Here is a 13,572-nt window from a genome sequence, read left to right as displayed (position 1 = left end):
ACTGAAATACGGATTTTCTTATGAGACTTCCATTCCTAATGAAACAAGTTAGCTTTATCTATCACATAATATATTTAAATTACAGTATATTTTTCACGATATTGTTTCGGTGTCATCTCAGTTATTTTTTTAAAAACTCTAGTGAAGTAACTTTGATCATTAAAGTTAAGCCACAGGCAAATGTCTGTTAAAGAATAGGAAGTTAAGGTTAGTAATTTTTTTGCTTCTTCTATTCGTTCTCTTTGAATATACAGGCTCAAAGGGATTTCTACCTCTTTTTTAAACAATTTAGATAAATAAGTTGGATTAACTCCTAAAAAATCAGCAAGCTCATTTAGTGAAATTTCATGATAGATATTATTACTTACGTAATTTAAGCATGTCGTAATCGTATTTGAATACTTTTTTGTTTTGTATTCCTTTACACGATCTGCAAACGTACATAAGGCATCTTCTATCAAGCGATTAACAGAATACATATTATCTAATTGTTCAATAGTTTGTATGTATAAACTACTAAGAGAAAAAGCAATATCTGACGGTAAATTTCCAGCAATCGCATACCTTGTAGCTAAAGTAATGGCAATGATTCCATTATTTTTTTGATTTCTAAGTTGATCTCCATTAGATACAATTGCCGCATCTTCTTGAGGGAAAGAATATGCATATTTGATTACATTTTCTTTATTCCCTTCTTTTATTTGTGAAAAAAATTTCTGCTCCAAAGAAATACTGTAATTATCAGGATTATCTTGCCGACGTTTAGAAATATATAAATCCGGATTCACCATTTTATAGGGAACCTCTTCTAATAGTTTGTTCTTTTTCCAAACGGTATCGATATCTAATCTTTCTTGAAAAACCATGTAATGTAAGAAAATCCCTATATGAAGTAGAGTCATTTTTTTCATCTCACGTAGAGATTGATAGTAGGACAATCCCTCCTGTATCTTCTCACTTGCATGAAAGGCTTTCACAAGCTTGCTTGCCATTTCATCTGTTACTTTTGGATAGGTAGTTGGTCCAATGACAATCGTTCCTTGTATCTCTTCGTGATTTTTAACCCGTATGAAGACAAAGTTTTCTAAGTAATGGTTCCCTCTAAAAACCGGAAAATTATAAGGGTCATTTTCTTGATACAATGCCTGAAAATGTTCTTCTTTGCTTGAATAAAACGGGCTATCTGTATCATAGCAAGTAAAAGAATGTAAAATTTCTCCCTCTTCTGAAAGAAAATATACAGGTACATAAAATGTGTTATGGACGAGATTACATAAGTACTCTATATCAATATTTTTCACGCTTATCCTCCTTTTAATTAAAAATGTTTAAATTTCACATAGTATACTTACTTGTATACTATGTGAAATTTTACTGAAAAATTTTACTATAAATCATTACAAAAGTATACTTTAAAGTACTACTTAAGGTAAAAGGCAGATAATCAGAATGATAGAAAAATTAACAGCTGGAAAAACCAAAGAGGAGCCCGTTATAAATTAGTGAGTTCTTCTTTGGTTTTTAGAAAGTACATATTATTTTTTAATATGACTTATATTATAAGGTTTATTTAAAATAAACTATGAATAATCTTATTTACTATTTGTTCTACGATATTTAATAATGAACTTTTATTGTTGTTTATTATAGAAAGACCTTTGTTATATTCATTTAAATTAAACCTATTTTCTGTATAATCAACACTTTTTATTATATGTTGAAAAGCGTTTGATATTTTATTTAATCCTTGTAAGAGGATTAAATGTTCTTCTAATATGGAATTTGGAGGTATTGTTGCTTTTAGCGCTTTTAAATTCTCATCAAAATTCTTAGTGTATGCCACTAATTTTTGGTGTGTATCTTCTCCAAAAGAATTAGAAAGTAAATCTATTTCGTCAGATAGTTCAATAAGAAGTGACCCCATGCTTTGTAGATGCTTTCCGTATTCAAAGAGTTTGACATTCATATACATCTTCCTTTCAATGTTGACAAGAATGTGAAATAAACACTTTTAGTGTGAATCCAAACTTCCATCGCTTTTGCTAGGGTTATCAATTATAACGTTCTCATCCAGTTCTCGCTAATGACTTCATTGAATAACTATACTATGCACTACTTTATATTTAAGAGGATAATATAATTCAAGTATATATACGTATACACTTAAACGAGTCAAAAGACTGTTTACAAACTATTGGTACGATGTGATTAGTATGTATCATTGCTCTTCACATATTAATATGTAAGTTAAATTAATAAATTATTGATTTTCTAAATCATAATCTCGACAATCTAATTCATATAATTACATCCATTCCCTGTTTTTCAATAAACTGCATGCATTATACTATCGTTCAAAGATAGTTAACACTCATAAAAAAGAGAGCATTTCAAATGTGATGCTCTCTTTTTTTAGTTATACCCTAGTTTCATTATGTATGAAAAAACAGTAATTTCTACACTAATCAATCCCTTTTTTAGGGTAATAGTATCCGTATGTCCAAATCTTCTAGTTTTCTTGGGACAGAATCCAATAACAATTATCCCCACTAATATTATTCTCTCATTAAAAATATCACGACTAATAATAAAACAGTAAATATTGCTAAATTAGTAGTCATTGCCATCCTACCACCATTCTATAAATTTAAATTACATACTAAATAACTTTATTTTATCGTTTTCCGACAGAAGACTCCTTCCTCAAAAATGTGAAGGTGTGAAATACCAATTTTAGGTGGGAGATGAATGTCGGTTGGCATAAGCCAACATGTTTGCTACCATATACTTGTACAGCTTGCTCTTTGAAAACTGCAGATATGAGGTTGGTTGCAGAAAAACGTTGCAACCGTAAAATCTTCAACGTTCTTTCGCCCCACGTTTGCTGAAGTTGCGAAAACCAAGCTATAGTAGGAAGCGTGGTGAGTCAACGTACAAGATACTTATGGTTTCACCGTAGGGACTACGGGCAGAGCCTGCTAAGATAACCGGTGGATACATCGGTGTTCGCAGGAATCTCCCACTTCAAACAGTCCGTAAGGACGTTAAGTGGTGAGTAGTTCAATAGCTTGATATAAAAATGTGATGCTTTCCCTTATTGTGAATCCAAGAAAGTCGGCATTTAAGTAAGAATTGATAATAACAATTTTTTGCGACTGTCTGCTACTTCATAATAAATTTCTAATCCTTTGCGAGTACCAGTAATGATTTTGGCAGCTTTTAGTTTGCTTAACTGTTGACTAGTTGTACTTTGAGGCATTTTTAACTCTCTATACATTGTTGTTACATTCGTAGGGCCTTTTTTCATCATCATTTCTACTAAGGTTAAACGGACGGGATGTGCCAATGCCTTTAACACTTTAGTGACCTCTTCATAATTTGCTATTTTTCCTCTCATATTTCTTTTCCCCCTTTTTGTATTAACACTAATGATATCCATTGAAATTTACTTATGTCTTCTCATAGTTTATTTTTTCTTCCTTAGTAACCCAAGCAATCCAATAAAAATAACGAACAGTCCTATTATGGTAAAACCAATTGTTTTGATAAAGTCATGTATTTGGGATTGCTTAAGTTTCTTGATACTCTCTGTATGAGCCTGTGTATCATTTTGAGATATTTCTTCGTTCACCCTCTCTCCATAAATAAGTAAACGATATTTACTTGAAGTATATGGCTCACATGTAAGTAATGTAGCTCTATCTTTTCCCTTCACGATCGCAAGCTTTTCCACTTGACTTGGATAAATGATTTCACGCCCTGTTACTTCATAGGTTAATTCTTTTCCTAAAATACGAATATAAAATTTATCCCCATTTTCGAGTTGATCAAGATGCCGGAACATCTTAGCACCATGATACCCGCGATGTCCCGCTAATACAGTATGGGTATCAGATCCACCAATCGGGAAGGAAGTGCCACCGATTTGACCAACTCCCTTACTAAGATGCTCCTCGGTTGCCCCTAAATAGATAGGAAGTTCTTCTTTAATCTTGGGAATACTTATGCTACCTAGTACATCATCTTCTTTTATCATATTGACAAGAGTCATATTCTTGTTATCACTATTTGTGAATGGATCCGCTGTAGGAAAAGTTAATCCTTTTAATGATTCGTTATAAGTTGCCATCGCTTGAAACTTTTTGCGTATATCCGCATCTGCTGATTTCCCCACCTGTTTTTCATAATCTGTAATGACTATTTTATACATCCCATGATTGAGGTAATTTGAAACAGTTGGGTATAGAAATACTCCTAATCCCAAAATAAATAATATTGCACTGAGTAATGCTCTTTTCTTATTCTTACTACGCATTATATCTGTTTCCCTATTTTTTTCTTTCTTCTTTTCATAAGAATGAGAAGTAGGAGTACAACTAAAACAGCAGATATAGAGGCAATAATCTTCCAATCTTCTAACATAGATGGCGCTGAAGCGATTGCTTCTTTTGTTTCCTTCGGTTCATAAGGAATACGGTGCCCCCTTACTAATAGCCTGTGAGTATTCACTCCATAAGGCGTACAAGTAAGTAGTGTTGCATAATCTTGGTCATTTACAATAAGTAAATCATCTGTTTCGCTTGGTAATACAACTTTAATTTGATCAACCTGATAAGCAAGGACTTTATCTAAGGAATGGATATAAAACACATCAGACTCCTTCATTTTATCTAGATCTGTAAACAATAATGCTGAAGGCAAACCTCGATGTCCCGTTAATACGGTATGCGTTCCGTTTCCACCTACTGGCAAGGAAGACTTGTCTAAATGACCGACTCCCCGGCTTAAAACTTCCTCGGAAGTTCCTGGATAAATAGGGAGCTTCACTTTGATTTTTGGAACTTCTACATATCCCATAACATCACCGATATTCAAGGCGTCGGCATACGATTTTCCATCATTTTTCTTTTTTTCTGCGAATGGATCTGAAAATGTTTGGCTGGAATGTTGAACCTTTTTATTGTAATCTTCAGCTTCTTTTTCTCGACGTTCTAGCTCTTTCTTTTGAAGTGATTTTATTTTTGCATCATACGAACTCACCTGAGAATAATGTGTTCTTGTAGCTAACCAGTTACTTATCGTAGGGTATAGAAAAATACTCAGTCCTAATAAAAAAATACATCCAAAAATAACCTTCCGTTTCATAATGACCCCTTTCCATGTGCTGACATATGGAAAAGAGGAGAAGCAAATGGCCCTCCTCTTTTCACATGTAACTATTATAAGTATAAAATTGTAAAGAATTAGTTATTTACTGTTTTTTTTCTGAAGAAAACAAATGCTGCTGCAGCCATTAGTAATAAACCTACTACAGTGAAGAGAACTGTTCCCATGCCACCTGTTGTTGGAAGAACCCAGCCACTCTTATTGTTTTCTACATTTAGTTTAATTGCTTGATGATCTGCATCCACTGTTAAGTCAATTGGATCTTTTAATAATTGGTAAGAACCTGTTGTACCATCTTCTTTTGTATACGTTGGTGCTTTTGTTTCTACTACTTGATACTCGCCATAAGGAATGTTATTCCATTGGATGACACCATTTGTATCTGATACACCTTTTACTTCTTTACCTTCTACTACAACTACTTTACCGTCTTTGTCGCGTAATTCAAATTCTGCGCCTTGTAATGTTTTTGTAGAGTCTTCACCGTCAACTTTTGTTAATGCGATGCTACCAGTTGTTACTGTAACTGTTGTAGGTTTCGATTCTTTTTCACCTGTTACATCATTTTTATTTGTGAAATCAATGTTTGCTTTGTTTTGAATTTGTGTTCCAGCTGGGAAACCTTCTTTAATTTTTGTAGCAATTTGTAAATGTAATTGTTTTTTACCATCTAATTTTGAGAAATCTTTCACTGTAACTGTTACTTTTTGTCCTTCTACAACTACTTCTACTACACTTGCATCTACTTCTACACCATCAATTTTAACGATTGGTGTTCCTACAATTGTTAACTTGTCATCTAGAACGTCTTTTACTACATAGTTTTTGTACTCTTTAATGTCCTCTGGAATTAAAGTTTTAATATCGTAAGTATGTTCTTTGTTTGGGTTCATTGGTGCATTTTCTGAATCCCCATTAATTTTCTTATCAATTGTTGGTTCTTCAAAGTTTTTAATTGCGACTGGTACGATAACACCAGACGTAATTGTACCATCCGCATTTACTGTGCCTGATTCTGTAATCGAAAATGCATGTTTCGTTGGATCAATCACATATCCAGTTGGTGCTTTCGTTTCTTGGAAGTAATACTTACCATACTCTAAACCTTGTACACGGATTTTACCGTCCGCACCTGATACTAATCCTTTTTGCACTTCTGTTCCATCTTCTTTAAATACAGAGAATTCTGCACCTGCTAACACTTTATCACCAACGCCTGTTTTTGTTAATTCTACTGCACCACGTTTGATTTCATTTTTTGGATACATATGAACATCATAGTTTAAGCCTTTACCCTCTTTATCTGTCATCGGGATATCAACTGTATACGTATTTGGATTTAAGTTAACATGTGCTGGACCAGCAACTTCTTTTACTTCATAACGTCCTAATGGTAGATCTGGGAATACAGCTTGGCCATTAGCATCTGTTGTTACTTGAATTGGTGTTGCAGTTGTAACCGGTGTTACGCTTTCTTTTGCGATTGTTCCATCATTTGTGATTTTTTCAAATGATGCAATTTGCTTAATTTCAAATGTTACACCTGGTAATGCTTTTGCATCTGCAGGAACAGTTTGGCTTGAAGAACCATCGCCTTCCGCACCTGGATTCCCGTCTTTTTCTTGCTCATACTTATGAATTGTTAATGTACCTGTATTTCTTGAAGCCGCATTTGCAAATGTGCTAGGCATCATAGCAAATGTGAATACAAGGATTAATAGCATACTAAATAGTTTTTTCATTTACTTTACCTCTCCCTATTGTTTCTTTTCTATTTGTTTTTAGCTCTCTTACGGAAAAATACAACCAATGCTGCCACCATTATGATCATGCCAATCAGGTAAAATAAAGTTGTTCCTATCCCACCTGTATGAGGTATGTTCCATCCATTTTTTGTGTTTTCCACTGTAATCTTTTGTAATGGTGAGGAAACTTCTACTTCAATTGGATCTTTTAATAACATGTATCCATCTGGCGCCTTGATTTCTTTTACTGTGTATTTTCCTAAGAGTAATAGTTCAGAAGTTGCTTTACCATTTTCATCTGTCGTTAGTTTTCCAACTTCTTTCCCATCTTTGTCTATAATCTGGAATACGGCATTTTTTAATTTAATAGTTGAATCCGCAGCATCCACTTTTTCAATTTCAATTTGTCCAAGCGGTTGCACTTTAATTTCCGTTGTTGGATCTTGTGGTGTTATATCATCACCAGTAACAGTCGCAGTATTTTGAATAGCTGTTCCTTCATTTCCTGCCTTGACTTTTGCATGGAATACGACAGTATGCCATTCTGTATCTGTAATGTCACCTAATTTTCCTGTGACTTTACCTTGTACATAATGACCAGTATCATCGCCTTCCGCATCTGTCACAGCTTGACCATTTACTTGTAATGTCCCTGGGACATATTCTAGTGCTTCTGGTAGTTGGTCTTCAATTACCGCATTTTTCACAAGACTATCCGAAACCGTATTACGCATTTGAATCGTATATTCGATTTCATCTCCTACTTCGATATTTTTATCTTGTAGATTTTTTGCGGTTTTCTTAGACTCTACTTTAGGATTTCTAGGATAAACTTCTACTGTTGTACTTGGTTCTTGCGGTGGTACATTCTCTCCTGTGACTTTTGCAGTATTTTGAATGTCCTGTCCAGCTTGTCCCGCTTTTACTTTCGCATGGAAGACAACAGTATGCCATTCTGTATCTGTAATATCGCCCAGTTGTCCTGTGAATTTGCCTTGTACATAATGACCCGTATCATCACCTTCGGTATCCGTTACAGGTTTTCCATTCACTTGTAATGTCCCTGGAACATATTCTAGACCTTCTGGTAATTGGTCTTCAATTACCGCATTTTTCACAAGACTATCCGAAACTGTATTACGCATTTGAATCGTATATTCGATTTCGTCTCCTACTTCGGTATTCTTATCTTGTAGGTTTTTTGCGATTTTCTTAGATTCTATTTTTGCTTCTTTTACAATCACAGTATTAACAACTTCATTTGTATCAACTGTTCCGTCTGTGTTCGTCAACAAATTCTTATAAGCAACGTTTGCCTTATTCTTAATTTGTTGATTTACATAGCCAGATAATACTTTTACTTTGAATTGTACGGTAACACCATCAGGTAAGATATCTGTATTCGGTAAATCTCCTAGATTAACTGTTACTTTACCATCTAGATACTCTCCTGAGTCTGTATCTTTTCCATCAGTAACTGTACTTGCCTGTCCATTTTTGATTACTTGTATAGATCCAGGTACGTATTCTGTTCCTGCAGGAATTGCATCTGTGAAAATAGAGTTAGCAGCAATGTCACCACCATCGTTTTTCACTTTTACTTGATACGTTAACTCATCTCCTGATTTCACTTGCCCTTCTGGAGACACTGATTTTGTCGCTGACACACAAGACTCGGTTCCTAGGAAGATATCATCTAGGAAATTTCCGGCATCTAGTCTTCCATTAGAAGTAGAAACTGCTTCAAATGCGAAACGCGTTACGTGTTGATCAGTCGGTACAGTGTACGTTCCCGTATAATACTTCCACTCTTGATTTCCAGTACTTAGCTGTGCTACAGATTGTAAATCTTTGATTGGGACAGTCGTTGCACCGATTTTAACGTTCATTGTATCAATACCTTGGTCTCCCCTATGAGCTAAACGCCAATAGATTACCTGACCTGGTGTCGTATTAATGTCTTGATACAATGTTGATGGTTGCGTACCGTTCAACTCTGCAAACTGATTACCATTAGCACGAGATATATTTACAAAACCATTCACATATCTCTCTATTTGTATAAGCTTATCAGATGCAGTTGTTTCCCAACCAGGGACCTCATTTGAATAAAATAATGAATATACACCGTCTGGTGCTGTGGGGGCCGGGAAAGGTCTCACATTTATTGGCTCCTCAAAACTACCATTGATAAGTGATACACGTCCCAATTGTCCACATGAGTTTGCTGGTGGAGTTGGTGTTTCTGGTTCAACTTCATTCACAACTTCATTTGTATCAACTGTCCCATCCGTATTAGTTAGCAAACTCTTGTAAGCAACGTTTGCTTTATTCTTGATTTGTTGTTTCACGTCACTAGATAAGGCTTTGACCTTAAACTGGATGGTAACTCCATCAGGTAAGATATCCGTATTCGGTAAATCTCCTAGATCAACTGTTACTCTACCATCTAGGTAATCTCCTGAATCTGTATCTTTCCCATCAGTAACTGTACTTGTCTGTCCATTTTTGATTACTTGTATAGATCCAGGTACGTATTCCGTTCCTGCAGGAATTGTATCTGTGAAAATAGACTTCGCAGCAATGTCACCGCCATCATTTTTCACTGTTACTTTATACGTTAACTCATCTCCCGCTTTCACTAGACCTTCTGGAGATACTGATTTTGTAGCTGAAACGCATGGATCAGTTCCTAAAAAGATGTCATCTAGTAAGTTTCCCCATAGAAGATCCCCATTTGAACTTGAAACAGCATCAAAACCAAACCTTGTCATCGTTTGTCCAGCAGGTACTTTGTAACTCCCTGTATAATACGTCCATTTATTATTTGTACTGCTTATCTTCTCAATAACTGGTAAATCATTTGGTAAAGTATTCGATGAACCTATTCGAAGTTGCATAGTATCAATACCAAATTCTCCACGGTGAGCCAGTCGCCAATAAATTGTTTGTCCTGGAGTTGTCGCTACATCTTGATATAGCATTGATTGTTGGTTTGCATTTAATTCTGCATATTGCTTTCCTTCTGCAGCTACAACTGGGATTGTTTGACCGTTTCCTCCCATTTTCGGGCCCAAGAATTCATTAGAGTTTTGCATAATTTGAATGAATTTATCTGTTGCTGTTGTTTTCCAGCCAGGTACTTCATGTTCATAAAAGTACATCCAAGCATGCTCAGCTCCAGGTGAGCCTTTGTCTCCAACATTTCTTGCAGGCGGTTGCTCAAAACCACCATTGATGAGTGCTACACGTCCCATCGGTCCACATGAGTTTGCTGGTGGAGTTGGTGTTTCAGGTTCAACTTCATTCACAACTTCATTCGTATCAACTGTTCCGTCTGTGTTTGTCAACAAATTCTTGTAAGCAACGTTTGCTTTATTCTTGATTTGTTGCTTCACGTCACTAGATAAGGCTTTGACCTTAAACTGGATGGTAACTCCATCAGGTAAGATATCCGTATTCGGTAAATCTCCTAGATCAACTGTTACTTTGCCATCTAGATAATCCCCTGAATCTGTATCTTTCCCATCAGTAACTGTACTTGTCTGTCCATTTTTGATTACTTGTATAGATCCAGGTACGTATTCCGTTCCTGTAGGAATTGTATCTGTGAAAATAGACTTCGCAGCAACGTCACCACCATCATTTTTCACTGTTACTTTATACGTTAACTCATCTCCCGCTTTCACTAGACCTTCTGGCGATACAGATTTTGTAGCTGACACACATGGCTCTGTACCAAGGAAGATGTCATCTAAAAAGTTTCCAGCGGCAGGATTTCCACCAGCAGAAGAAACAGCTTCGAATCCGAATCTTGTAACTGTTTGTCCAACTGGTACTGTATAAGTCCCCGTATAGTATTTCCATTGATCTTTACCAGTTGTCATTTGTTGAACAGTTGGTAAATCTTTCGGATGAACAGCAGATGAACCAATTTTTAAAGCCATTGTATCCGTTCCCAGTCTACCTTTATGTGCAAGACGCCAATAAATGGTTTGTCCTGGTGTCGTCTGTACATCTTGATATAGCTGCGCAGCTTCTCTACTATTCAATTCTGCAAATTGTTCTCCATGCGGTACAGGATTTTTCAATCCACCTTGATCCTCAACAGATCCTGGTTTTATCTGATCCATTAAAGTTTTATTGAATATTTCAAATACTTGATGTGAATCAGTTGTCTTCCATCCTGGAACAGTTCCTGCCGGGGTATTGAAGTACCCTGGTCCACGAGAATTTGAACTTGTATAATACGGTTGCTCAAAGCTACCATTCACAAGCGCTACACGTCCCAACTGTCCACATGCGTTTGCTGGTGGAGTTGGTGTTTCAGGTGTAACTACCTCGACTGTTGTTGTTGGTTCTTGTGGTGGTACCCCATCCCCAGTAACAGTCGCTTTATTTTGAATCGTTTTTCCAGCTTGATCTGCCTTGACTTTTGCATGGAATGTTACACTATGCCATTCAGCATCTGTAATATCACCAAGTTTTCCTGTCACTTTACCCTGAATATAATGACCATTATCATCACCTTCAGCATCTGTCACCACTTTTCCATCAACTTGTAATGTGCCTGGTACATATTCCAGACCTTCTGGCAATTGGTCTTCAATTACAGCATTTTTTACAGGACTGTCTGAAATCGTATTACGGGTCTGGATTTTGTAAAGAAGCGTATCTCCCACTTCAGGATGAGTCACGTCTTTGTTTCCATCTGCTTTTTGCTGAATACTTGCTTCTTTCTTTGATTCTAGCAAAGGAGATTTCAAGTCAACTGTGAGCCCTACTTGCGCATCTATTGGATCTAATCCGTCACCTTTTACACTAGCAATATTATTAATAGTCTTACCTGTTTGGTCATTTGAAATTTTTGCTTCAAACGTAACAATGCGTTCGTCAGTATCAGATACATTACCGAAGTTTACCGTAATTTTTCCATTATTATATTCCGGAATTGCATTGTGACTAGCCTTTATAGTTCCCTCTACAAGTACTAATCCTTCAGGTATTTCATCTTCAATAATGACATTCTTTGCTGTTGTTCCACCTACTGTATTTTTGGCAACAACCGAATATACAACCGTATCATCAACTTCATAATTTGTCTTGTCTTTTAAGCTGTTTTTTACAGTCTTGCTAATTTCTAATTTTGGAGGAATTACTTCTAATGCGACTCCCCAAAAATGCGGATAGTGCAAATCTGTGCTGCCCCCAGCATTTATAGGTTTTGCACTAAACATTTGATCAACCTTATCTACCCCTGCTGGAAAATAAGGAGAATTGGTAAAATCAAAATTAAATATATCAGTATTAGCTGGAGTTCGATCTGGATTTCTGGTACTTATATTTTGTCCATTTTTAGTAATACTTCCATTCCAAAAGTTATTTTCTGCTCTAGCGCTGTCACTCATATAGGAATCGTTAACAATTTGATTATCTTTATATGCAACAATTCTATATTGATCATTGTCTATATTTTTATTTCCACCATATACACTAGCCACCATACTTCCTTTTAAACTACCTTCTTGCTTTGTCATAAAAGGCTGGTCTGACAAGGTTGCTTTGAAGTCTGGATGGCTACCAGTATTAACACCATTATAATAATTTAATTTTGTCATCATTGGTGGTAAACTCTCATTTTTTTCAACAAAAACGATATCCCAGTTTGCTAATGCATCTTGGCCCCAAGGGATAGACAGTGGATTTTGTAACCATAAGTTTTTCCCCCAGTATTGTCCAGCACCTTCCCTTTTTACAAATTCTGTAATATCATATACACCCGTAATACTTTTATCAAATAACAACTTTCCACCTTTTGGCCCTTGGATAAAAGTCGGAGTAGCATCTGTTGAACTTTTTATATTATTTGGGGAAATATAAAGGAACGCAGATGCAACTTCTCCATTAGGTACATATTCCATTGAACTACTGCTAAAAGTCGATGAATCATTATCAGCATCAACATATCTTCCTTTTATTTTAGGATCATTCGAAACATCATATCCTAAAACGTTACTACCGCCTATAGCTTGAAGATGATAAGGGCCAATTGCATTGAATGCTGTAATCTCATTTTTCCCATTAAAAGAATATGATGGTACTTGGCTTGAAAGCATATCGCTGGTAGATGATGTCGTCTCAGCATGAACTGTCGGTAAAGCTGTACTAGGTGCTACCCCACTAAAAACTAATAAAAAAGCTAACAATGATACGATGGTCTGTTTGAAGCGTCTACCATATTTTTTTAAACCAAAATACTTTTGCAATATCTTCTCCCCTCCTTGATGTAAATATAAATAAGTTCCCTTCCCTTTTGACAGAAACTCTACTGTTTCTATGTAGGGAGAATTCAGCAATTAATATCTAAAAACATTCAAATTTATGGAATGAATTGGTATAATTAAGCTACGTTTTTGATAAAAGTTGTAATTTTCAAACGTTTTTACGCATTATTTGAAAATTGACATGTATGTATCAGGACAAATAGCTGCTTTCCCATTCATCAAAAAGACTGAATCCCCTTTCCTAGATATTTAGATAGATATTAATTACTAAAAATATAATATAAGATTGTCGCAGAAAAGTATGGTAAAATCTTTCCTTTGGTAGCACTATTTTGCACTTTTTTGATTTTTATAGTATTTTATTTGGAAAAATGGTA

At 35.5% G+C, this 13,572-nt stretch carries 7 protein-coding genes; all 7 read right to left on the bottom strand.

Features of this window, described 5'->3' with window-relative positions; genetic code table 11:
- Positions 1 to 74: 74 nt before the first annotated feature.
- Positions 75 to 1,301 (bottom strand): helix-turn-helix domain-containing protein, encoded by a 1,227-nt coding sequence (locus MR143_RS15080; RefSeq protein ID WP_199697689.1) that lies wholly within the window; start codon positions 1,299 to 1,301, stop codon positions 75 to 77.
- A gap of 269 nt (positions 1,302 to 1,570) precedes the next feature.
- Positions 1,571 to 1,966 carry a hypothetical protein gene (locus MR143_RS15075; RefSeq protein ID WP_199697688.1) on the bottom strand — a complete coding sequence of 132 codons (396 nt, stop codon included), beginning with the start codon at positions 1,964 to 1,966 and terminating at the stop codon, positions 1,571 to 1,573.
- A 1,155-nt stretch (positions 1,967 to 3,121) separates the two neighbouring features.
- On the bottom strand, positions 3,122 to 3,397 hold the full coding sequence (locus MR143_RS15070; RefSeq protein WP_199697687.1) for an ArsR/SmtB family transcription factor: 276 nt from the start codon (positions 3,395 to 3,397) through the stop codon (positions 3,122 to 3,124).
- 69 nt (positions 3,398 to 3,466) lie between these two features.
- Positions 3,467 to 4,315, bottom strand: coding sequence for a class C sortase (locus MR143_RS15065; protein WP_199697686.1), 849 nt, complete (start codon positions 4,313 to 4,315; stop codon positions 3,467 to 3,469).
- On the bottom strand, positions 4,315 to 5,145 hold the full coding sequence (locus tag MR143_RS15060; RefSeq protein ID WP_199718434.1) for a class C sortase: 831 nt from the start codon (positions 5,143 to 5,145) through the stop codon (positions 4,315 to 4,317). Before MR143_RS15060 ends, MR143_RS15065 begins: the two co-directional genes overlap by 1 nt.
- 98 nt (positions 5,146 to 5,243) lie before the next feature.
- Positions 5,244 to 6,908 (bottom strand): SpaH/EbpB family LPXTG-anchored major pilin, encoded by a 1,665-nt coding sequence (locus MR143_RS15055; RefSeq protein WP_242280822.1) that lies wholly within the window; start codon positions 6,906 to 6,908, stop codon positions 5,244 to 5,246.
- Positions 6,909 to 6,937: 29 nt separating this feature from the next.
- The gene (locus tag MR143_RS15050) at positions 6,938 to 13,177 is read right to left on the bottom strand and encodes an isopeptide-forming domain-containing fimbrial protein (protein WP_242280821.1); all 6,240 of its coding nucleotides are present in this window, start codon (positions 13,175 to 13,177) and stop codon (positions 6,938 to 6,940) included.
- Between the last annotated feature and the right edge of the window lie 395 nt (positions 13,178 to 13,572).

The sequence above is a fragment of the Bacillus cereus group sp. BfR-BA-01347 genome (assembly GCF_022663835.1).
In the GTDB taxonomy this organism is placed as follows: Bacteria; Bacillota; Bacilli; order Bacillales; family Bacillaceae_G; genus Bacillus_A; species Bacillus_A thuringiensis_K.
The sequence above is the reverse complement of the archived record's forward strand: the minus strand, read 5'-3'. Positions and strand labels throughout refer to the sequence as shown.

Bases quoted from the DNA above. Each gene is read 5' to 3' on its own strand.
- MR143_RS15065 (WP_199697686.1), bottom strand. From the start codon at position 4,315: ATGCGTAGTAAGAATAAGAAAAGAGCATTACTCAGTGCAATATTATTT.
- MR143_RS15060 (WP_199718434.1), bottom strand. From the start codon at position 5,145: ATGAAACGGAAGGTTATTTTTGGATGTATTTTTTTATTAGGACTGAGT.
- MR143_RS15075 (WP_199697688.1), bottom strand. From the start codon at position 1,966: ATGAATGTCAAACTCTTTGAATACGGAAAGCATCTACAAAGCATGGGG.
- MR143_RS15055 (WP_242280822.1), bottom strand. From the start codon at position 6,908: ATGAAAAAACTATTTAGTATGCTATTAATCCTTGTATTCACATTTGCT.
- MR143_RS15070 (WP_199697687.1), bottom strand. From the start codon at position 3,397: ATGAGAGGAAAAATAGCAAATTATGAAGAGGTCACTAAAGTGTTAAAG.